Source organism: Streptomyces sp. NPDC000410, from assembly GCF_040300305.1.
Classification (GTDB): domain Bacteria; phylum Actinomycetota; class Actinomycetes; order Streptomycetales; family Streptomycetaceae; genus Streptomyces.
The window spans coordinates 49,224-69,729 of the sequence record NZ_JBEPDM010000040.1 but is presented as its reverse complement, the minus strand read 5'-3'; the positions used below and the strand labels follow the sequence as shown (position 1 = coordinate 69,729).

The 20,506-nt window shown below is 72.8% G+C and carries 19 protein-coding genes and 3 pseudogenes; 9 read left to right on the top strand and 13 right to left on the bottom strand.

The window, feature by feature from the left end; all coding sequences use genetic code 11:
• A pseudogene (locus tag ABT342_RS29360) lies at positions 1-272 on the bottom strand (AMP-dependent synthetase); the annotation flags it as partial.
• Positions 273-358: 86 nt separating this feature from the next.
• Positions 359-1,501, bottom strand: a complete 1,143-nt coding sequence (locus ABT342_RS29355) for a winged helix DNA-binding domain-containing protein (RefSeq protein WP_351580421.1) — start codon at positions 1,499-1,501, stop codon at positions 359-361.
• 155 nt (positions 1,502-1,656) lie between these two features.
• On the opposite strand from ABT342_RS29355, the gene ABT342_RS29350 reads away from it, so the two are divergent.
• Complete coding sequence (locus tag ABT342_RS29350) at positions 1,657-2,817, top strand: magnesium and cobalt transport protein CorA (RefSeq protein ID WP_351580418.1); 1,161 nt, start codon at positions 1,657-1,659, stop codon at positions 2,815-2,817.
• Positions 2,818-2,854: 37 nt separating this feature from the next.
• Here ABT342_RS29350 and ABT342_RS29345 read toward each other — a convergent pair whose 3' ends face one another.
• Positions 2,855-3,397 carry a DM13 domain-containing protein gene (locus ABT342_RS29345; protein ID WP_351580428.1) on the bottom strand — a complete coding sequence of 181 codons (543 nt, stop codon included), beginning with the start codon at positions 3,395-3,397 and terminating at the stop codon, positions 2,855-2,857.
• A gap of 155 nt (positions 3,398-3,552) precedes the next feature.
• Between ABT342_RS29345 and ABT342_RS29340 the strand changes: the two are divergent.
• Positions 3,553-4,615, top strand: a pseudogene (locus tag ABT342_RS29340) (NAD-dependent epimerase/dehydratase family protein).
• 6 nt (positions 4,616-4,621) lie between these two features.
• On the opposite strand, the gene ABT342_RS29335 reads toward ABT342_RS29340, so the two are convergent.
• Both ABT342_RS29335 and ABT342_RS29330 read right to left on the bottom strand, forming a co-directional pair.
• A complete protein-coding gene (locus tag ABT342_RS29335; protein ID WP_351580415.1) occupies positions 4,622-5,734 on the bottom strand; it encodes a sensor histidine kinase in 1,113 nt (370 codons plus the stop codon).
• Complete coding sequence (locus ABT342_RS29330; protein ID WP_351580412.1) at positions 5,731-6,462, bottom strand: response regulator transcription factor; 732 nt, start codon at positions 6,460-6,462, stop codon at positions 5,731-5,733. Before ABT342_RS29330 ends, ABT342_RS29335 begins: the two co-directional genes overlap by 4 nt.
• A gap of 134 nt (positions 6,463-6,596) precedes the next feature.
• Between ABT342_RS29330 and ABT342_RS29325 the strand changes: the two genes are divergently transcribed.
• From ABT342_RS29325 to ABT342_RS29315, 3 genes are read left to right on the top strand one after another with little or no spacing between them, the layout of a single operon-like run.
• Positions 6,597-7,274, top strand: coding sequence for a glycosyltransferase family 2 protein (locus tag ABT342_RS29325; protein WP_351580426.1), 678 nt, complete (start codon positions 6,597-6,599; stop codon positions 7,272-7,274).
• A complete protein-coding gene (locus tag ABT342_RS29320) occupies positions 7,271-7,903 on the top strand; it encodes a TIGR04282 family arsenosugar biosynthesis glycosyltransferase (RefSeq protein ID WP_351580409.1) in 633 nt (210 codons plus the stop codon). The genes ABT342_RS29325 and ABT342_RS29320 overlap by 4 nt, the downstream gene beginning before the upstream one ends.
• Complete coding sequence (locus tag ABT342_RS29315; protein ID WP_351580406.1) at positions 7,900-8,562, top strand: class I SAM-dependent methyltransferase; 663 nt, start codon at positions 7,900-7,902, stop codon at positions 8,560-8,562. Before ABT342_RS29320 ends, ABT342_RS29315 begins: the two co-directional genes overlap by 4 nt.
• Here ABT342_RS29315 and ABT342_RS29310 read toward each other — a convergent pair.
• Both ABT342_RS29310 and ABT342_RS29305 read right to left on the bottom strand, forming a co-directional pair.
• Positions 8,538-8,942 (bottom strand): hypothetical protein, encoded by a 405-nt coding sequence (locus tag ABT342_RS29310; RefSeq protein ID WP_351580403.1) that lies wholly within the window; start codon positions 8,940-8,942, stop codon positions 8,538-8,540. The genes ABT342_RS29315 and ABT342_RS29310 overlap by 25 nt on opposite strands.
• 11 nt (positions 8,943-8,953) lie before the next feature.
• Positions 8,954-10,116: pseudogene (locus ABT342_RS29305) on the bottom strand (molybdopterin-dependent oxidoreductase).
• A gap of 113 nt (positions 10,117-10,229) precedes the next feature.
• On the opposite strand from ABT342_RS29305, the gene ABT342_RS29300 reads away from it, so the two are divergent.
• Positions 10,230-11,615, top strand: coding sequence for a glycosyltransferase 87 family protein (locus ABT342_RS29300; protein ID WP_351580400.1), 1,386 nt, complete (start codon positions 10,230-10,232; stop codon positions 11,613-11,615).
• A 244-nt stretch (positions 11,616-11,859) separates the two neighbouring features.
• Here the strand turns inward: ABT342_RS29300 and ABT342_RS29295 are convergent, their stop codons facing one another.
• Positions 11,860-12,264 (bottom strand): hypothetical protein, encoded by a 405-nt coding sequence (locus tag ABT342_RS29295; protein WP_351580397.1) that lies wholly within the window; start codon positions 12,262-12,264, stop codon positions 11,860-11,862.
• A gap of 344 nt (positions 12,265-12,608) precedes the next feature.
• Here ABT342_RS29295 and ABT342_RS29290 point away from each other — a divergent pair, with 344 nt between their 5' ends.
• Positions 12,609-13,457, top strand: coding sequence for a hypothetical protein (locus ABT342_RS29290; RefSeq protein ID WP_351580394.1), 849 nt, complete (start codon positions 12,609-12,611; stop codon positions 13,455-13,457).
• A gap of 86 nt (positions 13,458-13,543) precedes the next feature.
• Here ABT342_RS29290 and ABT342_RS29285 read toward each other — a convergent pair whose 3' ends face one another.
• The 4 genes from ABT342_RS29285 to ABT342_RS29270 form a co-directional block, all read right to left on the bottom strand.
• On the bottom strand, positions 13,544-14,749 hold the full coding sequence (locus ABT342_RS29285) for an ABC transporter permease (RefSeq protein WP_351580391.1): 1,206 nt from the start codon (positions 14,747-14,749) through the stop codon (positions 13,544-13,546).
• The gene (locus tag ABT342_RS29280; protein ID WP_351580388.1) at positions 14,746-15,441 is read right to left on the bottom strand and encodes an ABC transporter ATP-binding protein; all 696 of its coding nucleotides are present in this window, start codon (positions 15,439-15,441) and stop codon (positions 14,746-14,748) included. Before ABT342_RS29280 ends, ABT342_RS29285 begins: the two co-directional genes overlap by 4 nt.
• Positions 15,438-16,490: a peptidoglycan-binding protein gene (locus tag ABT342_RS29275; RefSeq protein WP_351580385.1), complete on the bottom strand. Its 1,053-nt coding sequence runs from the start codon at positions 16,488-16,490 to the stop codon at positions 15,438-15,440. Before ABT342_RS29275 ends, ABT342_RS29280 begins: the two co-directional genes overlap by 4 nt.
• Positions 16,491-16,585: 95 nt before the next feature.
• Positions 16,586-17,122, bottom strand: coding sequence for a hypothetical protein (locus ABT342_RS29270; protein WP_351580382.1), 537 nt, complete (start codon positions 17,120-17,122; stop codon positions 16,586-16,588).
• Between the two features lie 216 nt (positions 17,123-17,338).
• On the opposite strand from ABT342_RS29270, the gene ABT342_RS29265 reads away from it, so the two are divergent.
• Positions 17,339-17,995, top strand: coding sequence for a response regulator transcription factor (locus tag ABT342_RS29265; protein ID WP_351580424.1), 657 nt, complete (start codon positions 17,339-17,341; stop codon positions 17,993-17,995).
• A complete protein-coding gene (locus tag ABT342_RS29260; RefSeq protein WP_351580379.1) occupies positions 17,992-19,233 on the top strand; it encodes a sensor histidine kinase in 1,242 nt (413 codons plus the stop codon). The genes ABT342_RS29265 and ABT342_RS29260 overlap by 4 nt, the downstream gene beginning before the upstream one ends.
• On the opposite strand, the gene ABT342_RS29255 is transcribed toward ABT342_RS29260, so the two are convergent.
• The gene (locus ABT342_RS29255; protein WP_351580376.1) at positions 19,196-20,461 is read right to left on the bottom strand and encodes an NAD(P)/FAD-dependent oxidoreductase; all 1,266 of its coding nucleotides are present in this window, start codon (positions 20,459-20,461) and stop codon (positions 19,196-19,198) included. The two genes, ABT342_RS29260 and ABT342_RS29255, sit on opposite strands and share 38 nt — an antisense overlap.
• Positions 20,462-20,506: the final 45 nt, after the last annotated feature.

The following is a 20,506-nucleotide window of genomic DNA, read 5'->3' as shown; positions in this document are numbered from 1 at the left end:
ACACCCCGCCCCCGCAGCCAGTTCGCCACCCGGTCCGACCGCTCCGACAGCTCCGCGAACGAGAAACGCCCCTCGCTCCCGTCCTCCTCCACCAGGTGCAACGCCGTCCCCGCGTTGCCGTCGGCGATCACATCGAACCAGTCCAGCGCCCAGTTGAAATACTCCAACCGCGGCCACACGAACCCCTCGTAGGCCGCCGCGTAATCCTCCCGATGCCGCAGCAGAAAATCCCGGGCAGCCCGGAACTCCTCCGTCGCACTGCCTGTCGCCATACGTCTGTCCTCCGCATCGTGCAGTCCGTGCACTCACTGATGCCGGTCTCACTACCCCGTGCGCGGTGGTTATGACAACGACCGCCTCACCCGGCGCGCTCGACGTGGCCGGCGAACTCACCGAACCGGACGTCGCGCGCCGATGCCGAGGTCATCGTGGTGAGCAGCCGCTCCCCCTCCTCGGCCACGGCAGTGCGCTGTGCCCGCGTCAGCTTCACGAACGGCTGGACGGTCAGCGTGGAGGCGTCCTCCCTGGTGTCCTCCAGTCGCCACAGCCCGGCGAGGAAGCCGTCGACGAGGAACACGCAGAAGGGCTGGTTGCCCTTCCAGGTGCGCCCCCTGAACTCCCCGGGGACGACCCGGGAGCGGTCGGCGTGCGACAGCAGCAGATTGTCGTACTCGGCGAGGAAGCGCGGCGGGGCCGGGGTGTCCGGGTCGGGGCGGGGTGCTTCGGGCAGGTCGAAGAGCTCGACGCCGTTCTCGTCGCGGAAGGTGAGCAGCTCGGGGCGCAGCCGCTCGAAGGCGTCCCGCAGCTGGGTCAGCATGGACCAGGACTGCATGTCCTTGACCGAGGCGGGGCCGAAGGCGGCGAGGTAGCGCCGCACGATCGCCTCGGGGCCGGGGGCGGGCTCCAGTGCCCGGCCGAACCAGTGCTCCGCCGTGGTCAGCGTGACCTGCCCGCTTCTGCCCCACAGCCCGCGCGGCGTGGTCTGCACCAGCGGTAGCAGACAGCGCGCGGCGGTGGTGAGGGCGAGCGGATCGGCGTCGGGCCACTGGGCGGCGAGGGCCGAGCGGAGCTCCTTGACCGGGCGGGGGCGTTCCTCGACCAGCTCGCGGCTGAGCGCGGCGAGCCGGTCGAGGTCGACTCCGTCGAGCCTCTTCGCGAAGACCTTCAGCTCCCGGTCGGGCCCTCCCACCTGGGCGAACGGCCGCAGGGTGAGGCAGTCGGCGGCGGTGTGAGTGTGGATCGTGGAACGCAGGGTGACCATCCGGGCGACCTCGCGCGACTCCATCAGCGTGGAGAGCTCCTGGGGGTCGAATCCGTGCAGGCGGGCGGCGAGGGCGTAGTACGGCGGCTTGACGTTCTGCGCCTGGAGGCCTACGAGGTGCTCGATCGCGGCTTCGGCGGACATCCGGCGCGCCGGGTCGCGGCGCAGCAGGAGCTGGCGGTCGAGAGTGGCGCGATTGAGGGCCCGGGGGCCGAGCACGGGGTGCTTCGTCGTGACCATGGCTCGCACGCTACCCGGCCTTGCCGACACCTTCTGTCCGCAAGTTCGCCCCCGCTCTCGCCATGCCGCGGCGATAGGGCCCGGATATCCTGCACGGTGGCACCGCGCACCGCGGCACTGCCGCTCCGCGGCCGATCGCACGGGAGGTGACCAGGATGTCCGACCGACGGCCACGCCCCGCGCCGCCGCCGAAGAAGCACCCCTGGCTGCGCCGCCCGGCCGCAGCGCCGACTCCGTCCGCCCCGCCCGCGACGCCGGGTCAGGCCTCCGCGCCCGCGCCCGTACAGAAGGACGTGGGCAGCATCGTGCAGGCCGCGCTCTACCGCGGCGGCCATCGTGTCTCGGCACCGGCGTCGCTCGCCGAGACGTTCCGGCAGCTGCGGGAGGAGCCGGCCGGCATGGCCTGGATCGGCCTGCACCGGCCGACCGAGCCCGAACTGCTCTCGCTGGCCGAGGAGTTCGACCTCCACGAGCTGGCCGTCGAGGACGCGCTGGAGGCCCACCAGCGGCCGAAGCTGGAACGCTACGGCGACACCCTCTTCGTCGTCCTGCGCGCCGCCCGCTACCTCGACGCCCCTGAGGAGGTCGAGTTCGGCGAGCTCCATGTCTTCGTCGGCAAGGACTTCCTGATCACGGTCCGCCACGGCGCGGCCCCCGACCTCTCGGCGGTCCGCCACCGCATGGAGGACGACCCGGAACTGCTCGCCCTCGGCCCGGAGGCGGTGCTGTACGCCATCCTCGACGCCGTCGTCGACGGCTACGCCCCGGTCGTGGCGGGCGTACAGAACGACATCGACGAGATCGAGACCGAGGTCTTCGGCGGCGACCCTGCGGTGTCCCGCCGTATTTACGAACTCGCCCGCGAAATGGTCGAGTTCCAGCGAGCGACCCGCCCCCTGGTGGGCATGCTCCACGGCCTGATGGCGGGCTTCGCGAAGTACGGCACGGACGAGGAGCTCCAGCGCTATCTCCGCGACGTCGCGGACCACGTGACCCACACGAGCGAGCGCGTGGACGGCTTCCGACAGGCCCTGGCGGACATTCTGACGGTCAATACGACGCTCGTGACGCAGCAGCAGAACGCGGAGATGCGGGCGCTGGCGGAGGCGGGGTTCGAGCAGAACGAGGAGATCAAGAAGATCTCGTCCTGGGCCGCCATCCTGTTCGCTCCGACGCTGGTCGGGACGATCTACGGCATGAACTTCGACAAGATGCCGGAGCTGCACTGGGCGGGCGGGTATCCGTTCGCGATCCTGCTGATGGCGGTGGTATGCACGAGCCTGTACGTCATCTTCAAGAAGCGGGACTGGTTGTAGGAACCGGCCTCTCGCCCCTGATCGACTGAGCACTCGGTCAGGCCAGCTCGGCGGCGCCGAAGGAGACATTGAAGCGGTCGCACCAGATGGCGACGCTGGCGAGGTCGGTCAGGTCGACGTCCGCGGGTACGGCGTAGTTCTGATCGCCCTTGTTGCCCTTCAGCTTGCCCAGGCTGACGTGCGTCCCGTCGTCGAAGACGTGCCAGCCCGCCCTCCCCTCCTTGACCGGCGCGTCGGTCAACCAGACGCGCAGGTCCGGTCCGTTGCTGGTGTCCAGGTTCTCCAGGCGCACCGTGTGCGAGCCGTCGGGCAGCCGGATGAGCTTCACCGTGCCGGTGGTCGTGTGCTCGTGGCTGGTGAAGGTCCCCTGCGCCACGGTCGTGGGGCCGGTCGGCAAGGTCGTCGCCGCGGCGGACGGTGCGGCGCCCGGTGCCCGGGAGGAAGCGGTCCCGGTCGTGGAGGGCAGCGCCTCGTGCACGGTGTCGTCCACCCACAGGGCCCAGGGCTTGAACCACACCAGCCCGGCCACGACAGCTGCCACGGCCAGGACCGCCGCTCCGGCCCACCACCGGCTCCTCATGACACGCTCCACGCCGTACCTCCTTCGCACACTGCCTCTGCTGCGGCTATCCAACGCGACCGGGCGCCGGAGCGGGGGCCTGGACGGATGACGAAAGTCTTACGGCCCGGCGCGGACCGCCCCGTGGCGCGGAATCGATCCGTAGCGTCCTCGGCATGCGTGCACTCGTCACTGGAGGGGCCGGGTTCATCGGCTCGCACATCGTCATGGCGTTGGGAAGGGCGGGCCACGATCCGGTCGTCCTGGACGCGCTGCTGCCCAGCGCGCATCCGGCCCTTGCGGAGCCGACAGGGGCGGAGTTCGTCCACACGGACGTCAGGGACGCCGGCGGGTTGCGGGAGGCACTGCGGGGGGGTGGACGCGGTCTGCCACCAGGCGGCCATGGTCGGCCTGGGCAAGGACTTCGCGGACGCCCCCGCTTATGTGAGCTGCAACGACCTGGGCACGGCCGTCCTGCTCGCCGCGATGGCGGAGAGCGGGGTGCGGCGGCTCGTCCTCGCGGGATCGATGGTCGTGTACGGGGAGGGGCGGTACGAGTGCCCCCGGCACGGACCGGTCCGGCCGGGGGCACGCCGCACCGAGGACCTCTCGGCGGGGCGCTTCGAGCCGCGCTGCCCCGGCTGCGGATCCGAACTGCGCCCCGGGCTGGTCGACGAGGACGCGCCGCTCGACCCCCGGAACGTGTACGCCACGACGAAGCTCGCCCAGGAGCACCTGGCCGCGGCCTGGGCCCGGACGGTGGGAGGGACGGCCGTCTCACTGCGGTACCACAACGTGTACGGCCCGGGGATGCCCCGGGACACTCCCTACGCGGGCGTGGCCTCCTTCTTCCGGTCCGCGCTCGCCCGCGGCGAGGCGCCTCGCGTCTTCGAGGACGGCTGTCAGCGACGGGACTTCGTCCACGTGGGGGACGTGGCGGCGGCCAACGTGCTCGCGCTGGAGGCCTCCGAAGGGCTGCCGGCCGGCGCCCTCAGGTCGTACAACACCGGCAGCGGGGACCCGCACACAGTGGGCGAGATGGCATCGGCACTGGCTCTGGCGCACGGCGGCCCGGAGCCGGTGGTGACCGGGGAGTTCCGGCTCGGCGACGTCCGGCACATCACGGCCGACTCGTCCCGGCTGCGGCGCGACCTCGGCTGGCGCCCCGAGGTCGGCTTCGTCGAGGGGATGGCGGAGTTCGCCCGGGCGGACCAGCGGGCACCGGCGGTCCTCCGGTAGCCGTCCTCAGCCCGCCGCGGCGGGCAGCGTGACCTCGAAGCGGCAGCCGCCCGGCACGTTGCGCACGTCGGCGCGGCCCGCGTGTGCCTCGACGATGCCCCGGACGATGGCGAGGCCCAGGCCCGCACCGGCCGGTGGGGTGCGGGCCTCGGTGCCGCGCCAGCCGGTGTCGAAGACGCGGGACAGGTCCTCGTCGGAGATGCCACCGCAGCCGTCGGTCACGGACAGGACCACCGCCCCGTCCCGGCGCTCGGCAGCGACGGCGACCGTTCCATCGGCCGGGGTGTGGCGGATCGCGTTGACGAGGAGGTTGGCCAGCACGCGGGTCATCTCCTTGCCGTCCACCTCGACGGGAACGGCGTCGACCTCCTCCCCCACCAGCCGGACCCCGTGCTCGCGGGCGAGCGGTTCGGCGCCGCTCAGGGCGTCGCCGACCAGGTCGTACACCGATATCCGGCTCGGCCTGAGGGCGAGCGCGCCGGCGTGGATGCGGGAGAGTTCGAAGAGGTCGGTGACCATGGCGGTCAGCCGCTCGACCTCGGTACGGATCTGGCGGTGGTAGCGGGCCGGGTCGGCGGCCATGCCGTCCTCCAGGGCCTCCGCCATGGCCCGCAGCCCGGCCAGCGGGGTGCGCAGGTCGTGGGAGATCCAGGCGACGAGCTCCCGGCGCGAGGCCTCCAGGGAACGCTCGCGCTTCCTCGAGGCTTCGAGTTTGGCACTGGTGGCGGCCAGTTCGCGGGTGAGGGCGGCGAGTTCGGCGGTGGCGGCCCCGTCCGGCGCGGAGAAGCTCCCCCCGTCACCGAAGTCCCGCGCGGCGCGGGCGAGCGCGCGGCTGCGGGCCACCACCCACCGGCCGAGGACGAGAGCGGTGCACAGGGACACCAGCGCGGCCATCGCGACGACGACGGTCACCACCCACAGGTCGTGCGCGGACAGGAACATCGCCTGGGCGACCGCGAGCGTCCCGGCGAGCATCGCCGTCACGGTCACGGCGGCGACGACGGTCAGCGAGACCGCGACCGAGCGGTGGCGTACGAGACGGAGCACGAGCGCCCCGGCCAGCCCGGCGCCGACCGCTCCCGCGAATGCGAGCGCGGCGATGAGCAGGACGTCGTTCATGCCGTGGTGTCCTTCCCGAGGGCCGGTTCGAAGCGGTAGCCGACGCCCCACACCGTCTGGATCAGGGCGGGCATGGCCGGGTCGTCCTCGATCTTGGCGCGCAGGCGGCGGACGTGGACGGTGACGGTGGAGAGGTCGCCGAAGTCCCAGCCCCACACCTGTCGCATCAGCTCACCCCGGCTGTGTGCCGTGCCGGGGCGCTCCATGAAGTACGTCAGCAGGTCGAACTCCCGCAGAGTGAGAGCGAGTTCATCGCCACCACGGGTGGCCCTGCGGGTCGCGGGGTCGACAGTCAGGTCACCGGCGCGCAGCACGCCCGTGGGCGCGGCCGGCGCCGCCGCGCGGCTGCGGCGGAGCACGGACTCGACGCGCAGCACGAGTTCGCGCGGGCTGAACGGCTTGGTGACGTAGTCGTCGGCACCCACTTCGAGTCCCGTGATCCGGTCCTCCTCGTCGCCCCGCGCGGTCAGCATGATCACCGGCAAGGGCCCGGTGGCCCGCAGTCGTCGGCAGACCTCGAGTCCGTCCAGGCCCGGCAGCATGAGATCCAGCACGACGAGGTCGGGCCACCGGTCCCCGGCCCGGCGCAGGGCGTCCACACCGTCGGCCGCGTGTTCGACGGCGAAACCGGCCCGCTCCAGGTAGCCGGTGACGACCTCGGCGACCGTCGGGTCGTCGTCCACCACCAGGATCCGGCCCCCGCTCCCGGGGGCGCTGCTCTCGCTCATGGCGCACAGCCTGGCATCCGCCCGGCGCGGCGGCCACGGCCACCCGGGCGGACGTCGCCCGGCGTCCGCGTTTCGTAAGGACTTCCACGGCCTCGAACCGCTCCGTGCTTCCTACGGTGAGAGCCGTGACCACCATGACCGCAGATGTCGTCCTTCCCTGCCTCGACGAGGCCGAGGCCCTGCCGTGGGTGCTGGCCCGCGTCCCCGCCGGATGGCGGGCGATCGTCGTCGACAACGGCTCCACCGACGGTTCCGCCGCGCTCGCGGCCGATCTCGGCGCCACCGTCGTGCACGAGCCCCTGCGTGGTTTCGGCGCCGCGTGCCACGCCGGGCTGCTCGCCGCCGACGCCGAGTTCGTCTGCTTCTGCGACTGCGACGCCTCCCTCGACCCCGGCCTGCTGCCGGGCCTCGTCGACGACGTGGCCGACGGCTCCGCCGATCTCGTCCTGGGCCGCCGCCGCCCCACCGCGCGCGGAGCGTGGCCGGCCCACGCCCGGGCCGGGAACCTCGCGCTGTCCCGGCTGCTGCGCCGCCGCACCGGGCTGCGGCTCCACGACCTCGGGCCCATGCGGGCCGCCCGCCGCGAGGCTCTCCTCGGCCTCGGCCTGTCCGACCGGCGCAGCGGCTTCCCGCTCCAGATGGTCGTACGGGCCGCCGACGCCGGCTGGCGCGTACGGGAGGTGGACGTGCCCTACCGCCCCCGTTCCGGCCGCTCCAAGGTCACCGGCACCTGGAAGGGCACCTGGCAGGCCGTGCACGACATGCGCCGCGTACTCAACGAGCCTGCGCCGGCCGGTGGTGAGCGCCCGTGACCACACTCCTCGTCATCGCCAAACAGCCCCTGCCCGGCCGGGTCAAGACCAGGCTCACTCCGCCCTTCACGCCCGATGAGGCCGCGGCTCTCGCCGAGGCGGCCCTCGCCGACACGCTCGACGCGGCTCTCGGGGTCCCCGCCGACCGGCACGTCCTCGTGCTCGACGGGCAGCCCGGTGCCTGGCTGCCACCGGGATTCCAGGTCGTCCCCCAGACGGCCGGTGGCCTCGACGTGCGCCTCGCCGCCGCGTTCGCCACCTGCGCGGGGCCTGCCCTGCTCATCGGCATGGACACCCCTCAGGCGACGCCCGCCCTGCTCACGCCCGCCCTGCGCTGGGAGTCGTACGACGCCTGGTTCGGCCCGGCCTCGGACGGCGGCTCCTGGGCCCTCGGCCTCGCCTCCCCCGAGCCCGCCCTCCTGCTCGGCGTTCCGATGTCGCGCCCCGACACCGGGGCCGTCCAGTACGGCCGACTGCGCGCGGCCGGGCTGCGGATCGGCACCCTGCCCGTGCTGCGGGACGTGGACACCGCCGAGGACGCGTGCGTTGTGGCGGCGCAGACGCCCGGCAGCCGCTTCGCCGCCCTGCACTCCGTGTTGACCGCGACGGCGGCGGGAGCGGGCGCGTGACCGCGACGACGGCCTGGCGCGCCGACCCGTACAGCGACGCACTGCGCACCGGGCAGGGCCCTCTCTTCCTTCGCCGCGACGACGGATGGCTCCTGCCCCTGGAGGTCGAGCGCTGGTGCGAGGCTCCTGATCCGGCGGACCGCTCCGTCCTGGACCGCTGCCGCGGCGCGGTCCTCGACGTCGGCTGCGGCCCGGGGCGGCTCGTCGCCGCCCTCGCCGCCGAAGGGCGACGCGCGCTCGGTGTCGACATCAGTCCGGAGGCGGTCGCCCGTACCGTTCGGCTCGGCGGATCGGCCCTGTGCCGCTCGGTCTTCGAACCCCTGCCCGGGGAAGGGCGCTGGGACACGGGCCTGCTCATCGACGGCAACATCGGGATCGGCGGCGATCCGACCGCTCTGCTGCGTCGGCTACGTCGGGTCGTGTCCCACTCCGGCCGGGTCATCGCGGAATGCGAGGCCGTGGACGTCGACGAGCGTTGCGAGGTACGGGTGGACGACGGCAGGGGAGGGCGGGGCGAGCGGTTCCCGTGGGCCCGCGTCGGGGTACGCGCGCTGGCCGGGCACGCGGCCGCCACGGGCTGGGTGGTGTCGGAGCGGTGGGATCTGTGGGGCCGTCGCTTCGTGGCCCTCACCCGTCAGTCGTCCTCCGCGCTCCGCTGAGAACGCCCCCGCCACCGTCGTACGAGAATCCGTGCCGCGGCCACGGCGGCGACCACCGCCAGGACGATCACGAGGTTCCGCGCGTACGGCAACGGCAGGGCGGAGGGGTTCGGCGGTGCTCCGGGCCGGACCAGCAGCGGCAGCGTGACCAGCACCAGGCTCCCCGCCACGACCAGCGCCCCGCGCAGCACGCCACGGTCCCGGCGTCCGACGAGCAGCAGCCCCACCGCGAGGACCAGCGGGGCGAGGATCCCGTCGTGCAGGACGAGCGCCCCGGCGAGCCACAGGAGCACGCCCGCCGGATCCGGCTCGGCCACCACCAGCCACGCGCCGATGCCGATCAGGACGACGCCCAGCCCACCGACCCCGTATCGGAGCACGCTCGCGGTCCTCACAGCACCTCCAGGCGGTGCACCCACTTGGTCTGCAGCACCCCGGGCCGGTTCGGGGCGATGATCCGCGCCGGGAAGCCGTGGTCGAGGGAGAGGGGCTGCCCGTTGAGGGTGAGGGCGAGGAGGCTCAGCGGGTCGTCGGCGTACTCCGCGCCCATTTCCATCACCCGGTAGGCGCCGCTCACCTCCAGCGACGTCACCCGCACGGCGTCCCGGCCCGGCAGTCCACCCGCCCGCTCCACCAGATCCCGTACCCGTACGCCGTCCCAACGGGCCTCGACGCTCCAGCCTTCGACACAGGCGATCGGCAACCGGGCCGCGGCCCGGGGCATCGCACGCAGGGCGTCGAGTGTGAGCGTGTACGAGCGCGGTCCGGCGAGCTCAAGGCGCCACGACTCCAGGCCCCGCTCCGAAACCCCGGCCGCCACGGCGGTCCTGTTCACCGGCAACCCCTGCGGACCGTGGTCCGGGTGCCGGGGAGCGAGCAGGTCGAACGCCTTCAGCGGGGTGAAGGACTGCCCCACCGTCGTCAGCGTGACCACCCCGACGGCGGCCCCTGTACCGAGAAGCAGGGAACGGCGGTCGAGGGCGTCCTCGGCCGGCAGCGCGAGCGTCCCTTCCGAGCGCCGGCCCCAATGCGCCGCGATCTCGGGGCCTTGACCGCGATGTGCAGCAGGAGCGAGCCGGCCACGACCCATGCGACGGCGAAGTGCACGGGCACGAACGAGAAGGGCCAGGGATACCACTCGACGATGTTGAGCAGCCCGGTGAGCACCTGGAACACGGCAGAGGCCACCAGGACCGCGACGGACAGCCGCTCCCACGCGTGCCGCACGGACCGCACCGCCGGCCATACGAACAGCCGCGGATACACCGCCCACAACTTGACCAGCAGCAACACGATCGCCGCGAGACCGGTGGCGACGTGCAACCCCTGGGTGAGCCGGTAGCCCCACACCGGCCGGGTGGGCAGGTGGTCGGCGAGCCAGTGGGGAGGGTGCTGGAGGTAATGGCTGACGAGGCCGGTCGCGAAGCAGACGGCGAAGGCCGCGCCGAGCCCGACGGCGGTCGCCGTTCTCGCGTCGTGCAGACGGCCGGTGAAGGCGGGCGGCCGCAGCGCGGGCAGCGCGGGGCGCGGCGGCCTGGGCAGGCGGGAGGTCATGACGTCCATGACACCGCCGCGAGCAGCCGCGCGGGCGGTTCGGCACCTTACGAATCCCGAACGCCCGGCCGGGTCGGCGGCCTGCCGGCCGAGCCCACTGCCAGGTTGCGCCCATGACCACCCGTGCCCGCCCGCTCGTCGTCACCGCGGTGCTGCTCGCGGCCCTGACCGCCGCGCTGACCCTTTTGCTGCGCGGGGACGCGCTCGGGGTCCGCTTCCTGGCGGGATACGCATGGTGCTGGGCGCTGTTCGCCGCAGCCGTGGTGGCCCTGCGCCGGGTCCCCGCCCGCGCGGTCGTCCCCCTCGTGATCGCCGGAGCGGTCGCGGTCACCGCCACCGGGCTCCTGGCCGGGCCGCGTACGAGCACGGACTCGTACCGGTACGCGTGGGACGGCAGGGTGCAGGCCGCCGGAATCTCCCCGTACGACCACGCACCGGACGACCCGGCCCTGGCGGGGCTGCGCGACGGATGGCTGTTCCCCGAGCGTGACACCTGCGCGCACGGCCACGCTCTCTCGCCGCTCGGGGACGGCCGGTGCACCCGGATCAACCGGCCGGCGGTGCACACCATTTACCCGCCGGCCGCCGAGGGCTGGTTCCTCCTGGTCCACGTCATTTCCCCGGCCGACGCCCGCCACAAGGCGTTCCAGAGCGGCGCCGCCGTCCTCTCACTCGCGGTGACCGGCCTGCTGGTCGCGGTGCTTCGCCGCCGAGGCGACCCCCGCCGGACCGCCCTCTGGGCGTGGTGCCCGGCCGTCCCCGTGGAGGCCGTCAACAACGCGCACGTCGACGTCCTCGCCGTCCTGTTCTCGGTCGCCGCCCTCGCCGTCGTCCCGCGTCGGCGCGTCACCGGCGGCATCCTGCTCGGCCTCGCCATCGCGGCGAAACTGCTGCCCGCCGTCCTGCTGCCCGGCGCGCTGTCCGGCGTACGGAGGCCCCGGACCGTCCTGGCGGTGCTGGTGCCCACGGCGGCGACGATCGGGGCCCTCTACCTGCCGTACGTCCTGCTGTCCGACGGCTCCGTCCTCGGCTACCTGGGCGGATACGCGCGGGAAGAGGGCTACGACGACGCCTCCGCGGGCGGCCGTTACGCCCTGCTGCGGCTCGTCCTGCCCGACGCGTGGGCCCTTCCCGCCGTGGCCCTCGCCCTGACGGCGGTCGCGGTGGCCGTCTGGTGGTACGGCGATCCCGAACGCCCGTGGAGCGGAGCCCTGGTCACCCTCGGGTCGGCGTTCCTGCTCCTCACCCCCGGCTACTCCTGGTACGCCCTGCTGCTCGTCGCCCTCGTCGCGCTCGACGGCCGGTGGGAGTGGCTGGGCGTCGCCCTCGCCGGCACGGTCGCCTACCTGGCGGGCCCCGCGGTGGGCTACGGAGCCGCGACCACCGCGTACGCGGCGGCGGCGGTGGCGGTGTGCGCCTGCGCCGGGCAGCGGCGCCGGCGTTGGTGGAGTAGGAGCCGCCCAGCGAGCCGAGCCAGAACTCCAACGGGGACCGGCTGACCTGCGTGTGCCGACGTCATGACGGGGACCGGGCCGGTGCACGCCGACGTCCAGGGCGTGTTGCGAAAGTAGCTCCGTCCGCCCGGAGGGCGGGGCCTGCGGCGTCTGGTGCGTGCGATCGCAAGGCGGAGGATCATCCTCGTACTGGACGTACTTGGATGACTCCGACAACGCAGCGAGCGTGCGTGCCAGGCGTCGCGGGCCAGGAGGGACTTTCGCAACACGCCCTAGGGGTCGGCGGCGGCTACGCCCCGGTGGTGGAGGGGGCCGGCAGGTGGCCGGACAGGGCGCGGCGGAGGGCCAGAAGGCTGAGGCCGAACATCAGGACACCCAGGGGGACATGGAGTGAAGGCATGTGGGCGACGCCCAGGACGACCTGTACGGACGCGAGGACGAGGAAGCCGGTGGAGTGGAGGATGGGGCGGGGCGAGCCGCCGCCGGGGCGCCAGGCCAGGATCGTGGCGAGCACGTACAGCAGCGCTGCCGCGTACATCACCTTCGAGCCGATGTCGTGCATCAGATACCCGCGGGACGAAGTCAGCAGCATTCCCGCGGTGGCGGCCTGGAGGAACAGGGTCAGGGTCTGCAGGGCTGCCGCGGTCCTGAGCAAGGTGAGTCCGCTCGGCGCCGTCGTGGTTGCTCGGGTCATGGTGGGTCCTCTCGTGGTGTCCGGTCGACGGCGTCAGCGCAGGGTGAGCGGGGTCGCGGAGGTGGCGCGGGTGAGCGTGCCGACGTACGCCTCGCTGCGGCGCTTCGTCGTGCGCGGCATGGTGTCTCCTCCGTTCCAGGTGTTCGGCCTCAAGACACCGCGCGACCGATCACCGTGACAGGATGTGATGCGGGTCACGCCCCGTCATGTCCCGGGCTTCCACGTCCCGTTGTCGGCCGGCTCGGGTAACGCTCGGGAAACTTCGTGTCCGTTCGAATGGCCGCGGCGGGTCACGGTGCCCCGCCGCGGGCATCGAGCCCGCGTCATGATCGCGAGGTTTCGCCATGAGTTCAGTCAGTCGCCCACGAGTGTCGCGAAGGTCCCTGCTCGCTGCCGGCAGCGCCGTCGGGCTGTCCGGTCTGGTGTCGGTGCCGGCTGCTGCCGCGCCGAAGCGGCGGGACACGGCCGGTCGGCACCTTGTGCTCGACTACCGGCCGAGTCAGCCCACCGGCTGGCCGGAGACGCCGGGCAAGCCGACGGGGTCGCTGGGCGGGCACACCGTCTCCAAGGACTTCACCTTCAACGGCGCCCCGCACCGCGTGGCCCTCCTCCCGTCCGGGCAGGGCGGGGCCTCCACCGACCCCGTCTACGAGGCCGTTCCCGCGGACCCGGCCGTCGGCTTCGAGCAGACCCTCGGCGCGGCGTTCGGCTCCCACTACGCGTTCCGCTACGTGGGCGGTTTCCGGGGGCAGAGGGAGTTCCGCGTCCAGTCGTACAGCGTCTTCGCCACCGAGGCGACACCGGAGCAGTGGGGAACCACGTTCGGGGGCGGGCTGTACGTCGTGTACGAGCCCGACACGCGCGCCGGCGATCCGGACATCCACGAGACCCTGCGCTGGATCCAGGTGGTCCGCCAGTCCGGGACCATCGAGAACCGGCACGAGGTCGACAACATCGGCAGGGCGAACCCCTTCTACATGGACGGCGGCCTGACCTCGATCCACGGCACCGAGGTCTGCAACTTCCACGACACCTCGCAGATCTCGCTGGACGCCAGGGTCGACCTCGACGAGGAGTTCCGGGCCGAGACGTTCCTGACGCACGACACCGGGACCAAGGACCGGTCGGGTCGGGCGGTCGTGCACGTTCTGGGCGGGATCAGGTGGGGTTGGCGGGTGAGCCGGGTGGAGTGACCGTCCGGAACCGCCTCGGGCCTGCCGCCTCGTTCCGTACGAGGCGGCAGGCCGGGATCCGTGGCCGGGGCCTGCCGGTGCGCCTGTCACGGCGCGGCCAGGGCCTCCGTGGGCGGGAGCCGCGAGGCGCGAACTGCCGGGTAGAGGCCGGCCAGCGTGCCGATGGCCAGGGTGGCTGCGATGCCGCCGAGGACCGCCCAGGGGGGTATCACCGCCGTCCAGTCCTGGGAGAGGGCGTACCCGGTGGTCACCGCCGCCCCGAGCAGTGCGCCGCCCGCCCCGCCCAGGGCGGACAGCAGCAGGGATTCGGCGAGGAACTGGGTGCGGACGTGTCCCCGGGTGGCGCCCAGGGAGCGGCGCAGGCCGATCTCGGCGCGGCGTTCCAGGACCGAGATGACCATCGTGTTGGCCACGCCGACGCCGCCGACGAGCAGGGCCACCGCGCCGAGGCCGAGGAGAAGGCCGGTGAAGGCCTTGCTCGCGGCCTGTTTGGCGACGAGGGCGTCGGAAGGCCGGGAGACCTTGACCTCGTTCGGCGCCTGGGGGTTGGCGGTGGCGCCGAGGACGGATCTGACCGCTTCCACGTCTCCGTCCGCGCTGCGCACGTAGACGCGGGTGGGCCGGCCGTCGAAGCCCAGTACGGTCTCGGCGGTCGGCCAGCCCACAAGGGCCGCGGCGTCGAGCTCCGGGGCGAGGGCGACCGGTTCGAGGATTCCGATGACGGTGAACCACCGCCCGCCGATCAGTACGCGGGTGTCCGGGCGGGCATGGCCGACGCCCAGGCGCTCGGCGGCCTCGGTCCCGAGCACGGTCGCCGGATATCTGCCGGTCGCCGCGTTGAGCCAGGTGCCGCTGCGCAGCCCGGCCCCGGTGGCGGCGGGAAGGCTCGTGCGTACCGCGTACGTGGTGATGCCGCCGTTCTCCGTTTCGGGGATCTTCCCGGTGCGGAAGACGTCGGCATCGGGGAGTTTGCCGATGGCCGACGTGGAGGTCACCGGCCGGATATGCGCGATCATCCCTTCCGCGGTGGCCGGGAGTTGGGCCGTGCCACCGGTCAGGGTGTCGCCCGGGGCCACGGTGAGAAGGTTGGTCCCGAGGGTGGCCAAAGTGCGGTCGAGCTCGGCGCGGGAGGACGAGGAGACCCCGACCACGGCGACCATCGCGGCGATGCCGATGGCGATTCCCAGCGCGGAGAGCACGGCCCGCGTCGGGCGGGTCCGCAGGCCCGCGGCGCCGACCCTGACCACGTCGCCGGGCCGCATCCGGGCCGGCCGCAGGGCGTCGGTGGTCATGGGCTCACCTCCGCTACCGGGGCCCGCTGTTGGCGTACGTCTTCGATGACCCGGCCGTCGCGCATGCGCACCTGGCGCGGCAGGGACGCGGCGAGCTCCCGGTCGTGGGTGATGATCACGACGGTGGTGCCGGTGGCATGGAGCTCGCGCAGCAGCCGCAGCACCGCCTGGCCGGACACCGAGTCCAGCGCCCCGGTCGGCTCGTCGGCGAGCAGGAGCGCCGGGTCGCCGGCCACCGCACGGGCGATGGCCACGCGCTGGCGCTCGCCGCCGGACAGCTCGTGCGGGTGGTGGTCCATGCGGTGGCCGAGCCCGACACGGTCGAGCACCGCCGCCGCGCGGCGCCTGCGCTCGGCCGGCCGCAGCCCGCGGTAGAGGAGTCCGTCGGCCACGTTGTCCAGGGCCGAGGTGCCGGCCGCGAGGTGGAACTGCTGGAAGACGAACCCGATCCGGGAGGCACGCAGGGCGGACAGCTCGGCGTCCGAGAGTGCGCCGACGTCGTGGCCCGCGACGTGTACGTGACCGGTGGTGGGCCGGTCCAGGGTGCCGAGCAGGTTCAGCATCGTGGACTTGCCGGAGCCGGAGGGGCCGACGATGGCGGCGAGTTCACCGGGGCCGATGGTCAGGGAGACCCCGTCGAGCGCGGTCACTCCGCCGGGGTAGGTCTTGGTCACATGGGTGAGGGTGATCACTTGGGTATCCCCACCTCGGCGCCCTGGGAGATGCCGCTGCCGGAGATCTCCACCCGGCCGTCGGCGAAGAGCCCCGTGGTGACGGGGACGTACGTCGAGGTCGAGCCCTTGACCAGTTCCACGCCGAAGCCGCCCTCGGCGAGGGCGAGCAGCGCGGAGACCGGCACGGTGAGGACGTTCTCGCGCGTGTCCGCGGTGAAGGTCACGTGGACTCCGGCCTCGTCGTACGCACGGACGGCCTTGCGGGCCCTGGCATCCGCCAAGGCGACGATCACTCTGATCTTCGTCTCCGCCTTCTTCTGCCCCTCGGCGGGCTTGGACACGGTGGAGACCTCGGCGACGGTGCCGTGGACCACGGCTCCGTCGGGGAGCGTGACCCCGACGGGACTGCCCTGCTCGGCCAGCCGCCGGTCGGAGCTGTCCAGCTCCGCCGTGACGGCGTTGGCGGTGCCGGTGTACGACAGCACGCTCCGGCCCGGTCCTGTCTGGTCCCCCGCCTCCGCCTCCAGATCGGCGACTCGGATCGCGTCGGCGGTGAAGACGACCCGGCCGAGCTCCACGGTCCCGGTCCTGTTCAGGCCGAGGTCGTCCTGCCACCGCCGGACTGCTTTCGCCGTCGCCTCGGTGTACTCCTCGTCGGGAGTGAACCCGGTGTGGCCGAGCGCGGCCAGGTTCTCCTCCAGTTGCCTGACGTCGGGCCCCTCGGAGCCCTCCGCCAGGGCGCGGTAGGCCGGCAGAGACCCGTACAGCACCACCACTGGCTGGTTGTCCACCGCGTACAGGACCTTGCCGCGAGTGATCTCCGCTCCCGGCTTCGGCAGCCGGGTGAGGGTGCCGGGAAGCCGGCCGGCCGCGGTCCGCTCCCTACCGAAACCGAGCTGGGCGTCAGCGGTCCTGGTGTCCTTGAGCGTCCGCCGCAGCACTTCGGCCGTCGCGGGAGGCAGACCGCTCGCCGCCTTGTCACCGGCTTCGCCGCTGCCGTCCGGGGCGAGGAAGGCCGCCGTGCCCGCGCCACCCCCGGCCAGGACGAGGACGGCGGCCGTCACCATCGTGGCGCGTCGTGTGCGGTGTCGCCGCCGGCCTCGCCGGGGCGGCGGTGGGTCCGACGGCTGCTCACCGAAGGGCTCATGAGGTTGCGCGATCGTCACTGGGCAGCGCTCCCCGCGCCCTGGCGCTCGCCCTGGGCGCCGCCGCACTTCTTCCAGGCGTTCTCGAAGTCCGGGTCCTCGGCCTGTGCGGGGCCGATGTCGATGCCCTGGCCCTCCTTGGGGTCGGCGAAGGACGGCACGCCGTTCTCCCGCATGCACCGCGCGAGGTCGAGCATGGCCTTGCGGTCCTTGGAGTCGTTCTGGTCGGCGGGTGCCGGCGGTGCGACCGAGCGGCACGCCTCGACGGCTTTCTCGGCCTTCTCCTTGTTCGAGCCGTCGACGGAGAGCCCGATGCCCTGACCGGGCTTGGGGTCCGCCACGTCCAGGCCCTGCTGCCGCAGGCACCGGGCGTACCGCACGTTCATCTCGTCCCGGCTCAGGCCGGGAGCGGCGGTGCTCGTCGGGCTCTTGGTGCCACCGTTCGCGGAGGCCACCCCGGGGCCGTCGGGCCCGGACCCGCAGGCGGTGAGTGTCAGAGCCAGGGCGGCCAGGGGCAGGGCCGCGAAGAAGGCGGGGGTACGTACACGAGGCATGTGAGGCATCTCCTTGCCTATGGCCGGCGGGGTGCCGACCGACGGAAGGGATGCAACTCCTGGTGCCGTTACCTCACTGTTTCCCCGTCGGGGCCGCCGACCTCGCAGCCCCCGTGGACGATCGCTTACGAGAAGGAAACGGCCCCTTGGACAACCATGGGCACGAGAAGTATCGGCCCGCGGGACGGGCGGCCCCGAGGGAAGGACGGCAACGAGATGCGGCTGCTGGTGGCGGAGGACGAGCGGCTGCTCGCCGAGGCGATCGCGGAATGGCTCCGGCAGGAGACCCACGCGGTCGACGTCGCCCACGACGGCGCCGCGGCACTGGAGCGGGCAGACGTCAACGACTACGACGTGATCATCCTGGACCGGGACCTTCCCCTGGTGCACGGTGACGAGGTCTGCGCCCAACTCGTCGCATCCGGCAGTCAGGCACGGCTGCTGATGCTGACCGCGGCGGGCGAGATCACCGACCGCGTCGCCGGGCTCTCCCTCGGCGCCGACGACTACCTCACCAAACCGTTCGCCTTCCCCGAGCTCGCCGCCCGGGTCCTCGCACTCGGCCGACGCTCCCGCCCGGCCGCGCCGCCGGTGCTCCGCCGCCGTGGCATCACCCTGGACCCGGCACGCCGCGAGGTGTTCCGGGACCACCTTTACGTACCCCTGGCGAAGAAGGAGTTCGCCGTCCTGACGGAGCTGCTGCGCGCCGACGGGGCGGCGGTCTCCACCGAACACCTCCTGGAGAAGGCGTGGGACGAGCACACCGACCCCTTCACCGGGGCCGTCCGCCTCACCGTGCTCAAGCTCCGCCGTAAGCTCGGCGACCCGCCCGTCATCGAGACCGTCACAGGAGTGGGGTACCGGATCCCATGAAGAAGCGCCGCCTCACCCTGCGCGCCCGGCTCACCCTGCGCGCCCGGCTCACCCTGGTCTACGGCGGGCTGTTCCTCGCCGCCGGCGTCGTCCTGCTCGCTGTCACCTACGTCCTGTTCGCCCAGCAGCTCGACCGGGGCGGGGGCCTCAGCGTCCATTCCGACTCCGGCGGCAACGCGGCCCCGCGGCAGGACGCCCGGTCCGACAGCCTCAACTGGGTGGCCGGCGAGCAGAAGAGACTGCACGATGCCGCCACGGCCTCGCTCATCACCCAGGGCAGCATCGCGCTGACCCTCGTCGGCGGCGTCGCGGCGGGCCTCGGCTGGCTCATCGCCGGCCGGGTACTCGCCCCCCTGCACCGGGTCACCGACACCGCACGCCGTATCGCCTCCGCCCCGGCCGCCGACCGGGGTCTGCACGAGCGCATCGCGCTCGACGGCCGCGACGACGAGGTGAAGGACCTCGCCGACAGCTTCGACCTCATGGTCGAGCGGCTCGACCGGTCCTTCGACGGCCAGCGCCGCTTCGTGGCCAACGCCTCCCACGAACTGCGCACCCCGCTGACCGTGGGGCGCGCCCTCGTCGAACTGGCCATGCACCGCAAGACCGCTTCCCCCGACGTGAAACGACTCGGTGAGGACCTTCTGGAGATCAACGACCGGCACGAGCGGCTCATCGGCGGACTGCTGCTGCTGGCCGGCTCGGAGAACCACATCCCCGAGCGGCAGAACCTCGACCTCGCGGACGTGGTCACCCATGTGACCGCCCAGAGCGGCCCCGAGGCCGCGAAGGCCGGGATCACCCTGCACGAGGACGCCGGCCCGGCCCCCACCACCGGGGACGCCCTGCTCATCGAACGGCTCGTCCAGAACCTCGTGGAGAACGGTCTCCGGCACAACACCGGCGACGGCGGATGGGTACGCGTCACCAGTCGCACCCGCGAGGACGGCCGGGCCGAGGTCGAAGTGAGCAACACCGGCCCCGACGTACCGTCCTACGAGGTTCCCACCCTGTTCGAACCGTTCCGCCGCCTCGGCACCGAACGCCTCGTCACCGCCAAGGGCGCCGGCCTCGGCCTGTCCATCGTCCGCTCGGTGGCCCGCGCCCACGGCGGCGAGGTCACCGCCCGTCCCCGCCCCACGGGGGGCCTGACGGTCACCGTGACCCTGCCTCAGGACACCGCGGCATCGGTGGGGCAGCTCACCGTGCGGGTGACGCGGCCGCCCAGCGATGCCTGATGTTGGCCGCCGAAGCCTTGGCCACTGCCACCGGGTTCAGGAAACGCAGCGGACCGATCATGCGGGATCCGAACAGATGCATGTGCCGCGCCATCGATTCGTCGCGTGCTGCCGCCGAGAACATCAGCCGCTGCAGGGGATTGAACGGGCGGGCCTTGGCGAAGTCGGCGGCCATGTACTGGTGACCGCTCAGCCCGCGACGGTGTCTGCGCGCGTACGCCACGAGCGACCTGTCGAGGTCTCCCCGGCCGGTCAGGGCCGGGGCGACCCCCTCTGCCAGCCATTGCGCGGACTGCAGAGCACTCCCACATCCCACTCCCCACAAGGGATCGCTGGTCAGGGCGGCGTCGCCGATGAGCGCGACGCCCGGTGCGGTCGGCCTGCGGCTCTGGAGCGGGTAGTCGACCATGCCGATGATCTTCGTGATGCGCTCGGCGGAGTCGATGGGCGGAGCCTCGGGCAGGGCACGGATGAATGCGAGGAAGCTGCCCTCCAGGTCTTCACGGAAGGCCGGCAGCCGCTTCTTGTCCGGGAGTACCGCCATGACCGTCACCCCGTCGTCGTTGGGGAACGCGTACGCCATGTCGGGCTCGAGGAACCATGTGTGGCTGACCCCACCGTGCAGCGGAAGGCCGCGGAAGTGCGCGAAATAGCCGAACCGCTCGTTCTCGTGCAGACGGGCAGGCAGCCCGGCGAATTTCCCCACGGCCGAGTCCTTGCCATCGGCGCCGACCACCAGGCGGGCCCTGATCTCCCGCTCGCCCTGCGGTGTCGACGCGCGCACCCCGACGGTGCGTCCGGCTTCCCGGACCAGCCCGGCCACCTGGTGACCGAGGAGCAGATCGACGCCGGGGGTCTGCGCCGCATGGGCCCTGATCAACGGGTCGAGGGTGCTGCGACGGATGTTGTACCCGTACGGCAGCTCGGGGCCCGCCTGCGCGGCCCTGGGCTCGATCCATCCCCAGCGGGTGTACCAGCGGGCGTCGTTGTGGACTGCTCCCGCCTTCTCCAGGGCGGGGACGAGGCCGAGTTCGTCCAGCACGGGGTGGGCGTTGGCCGTTATGGAGTGGGTGCACAGCACCTTGTACGCCTCGGGGTCCGAGCGACGTTCCAGCAGGGCGACGCGGACACCGCGCCGAGCGAGCAGAGTCGCCGCGGCGCTGCCGGCGAGGCTGGCTCCGCTGATGACGACGTCGTAGTCGTATCCCGCGCTCTCAGGCTTGGTCATGTGCTGATCGCTCCCTTTGGGGTGTGGTGCCGTTCATGGGAGTGG

Coding starts and splice junctions, on each gene's coding strand:
- ABT342_RS29285 (WP_351580391.1), bottom strand. CDS start 14,749: ATGACCACCGACGCCCTGCGGCCGGCCCGGATGCGGCCCGGCGACGTG.
- ABT342_RS29265 (WP_351580424.1), top strand. CDS start 17,339: ATGCGGCTGCTGGTGGCGGAGGACGAGCGGCTGCTCGCCGAGGCGATC.
- ABT342_RS29330 (WP_351580412.1), bottom strand. CDS start 6,462: ATGAGCGAGAGCAGCGCCCCCGGGAGCGGGGGCCGGATCCTGGTGGTG.
- ABT342_RS29300 (WP_351580400.1), top strand. CDS start 10,230: ATGACCACCCGTGCCCGCCCGCTCGTCGTCACCGCGGTGCTGCTCGCG.
- ABT342_RS29290 (WP_351580394.1), top strand. CDS start 12,609: ATGAGTTCAGTCAGTCGCCCACGAGTGTCGCGAAGGTCCCTGCTCGCT.
- ABT342_RS29345 (WP_351580428.1), bottom strand. CDS start 3,397: ATGAGGAGCCGGTGGTGGGCCGGAGCGGCGGTCCTGGCCGTGGCAGCT.
- ABT342_RS29350 (WP_351580418.1), top strand. CDS start 1,657: ATGTCCGACCGACGGCCACGCCCCGCGCCGCCGCCGAAGAAGCACCCC.
- ABT342_RS29260 (WP_351580379.1), top strand. CDS start 17,992: ATGAAGAAGCGCCGCCTCACCCTGCGCGCCCGGCTCACCCTGCGCGCC.
- ABT342_RS29295 (WP_351580397.1), bottom strand. CDS start 12,264: ATGACCCGAGCAACCACGACGGCGCCGAGCGGACTCACCTTGCTCAGG.
- ABT342_RS29355 (WP_351580421.1), bottom strand. CDS start 1,501: ATGGTCACGACGAAGCACCCCGTGCTCGGCCCCCGGGCCCTCAATCGC.
- ABT342_RS29335 (WP_351580415.1), bottom strand. CDS start 5,734: ATGAACGACGTCCTGCTCATCGCCGCGCTCGCATTCGCGGGAGCGGTC.
- ABT342_RS29275 (WP_351580385.1), bottom strand. CDS start 16,490: ATGGTGACGGCCGCCGTCCTCGTCCTGGCCGGGGGTGGCGCGGGCACG.
- ABT342_RS29270 (WP_351580382.1), bottom strand. CDS start 17,122: ATGCCTCGTGTACGTACCCCCGCCTTCTTCGCGGCCCTGCCCCTGGCC.
- ABT342_RS29325 (WP_351580426.1), top strand. CDS start 6,597: ATGACCGCAGATGTCGTCCTTCCCTGCCTCGACGAGGCCGAGGCCCTG.
- ABT342_RS29255 (WP_351580376.1), bottom strand. CDS start 20,461: ATGACCAAGCCTGAGAGCGCGGGATACGACTACGACGTCGTCATCAGC.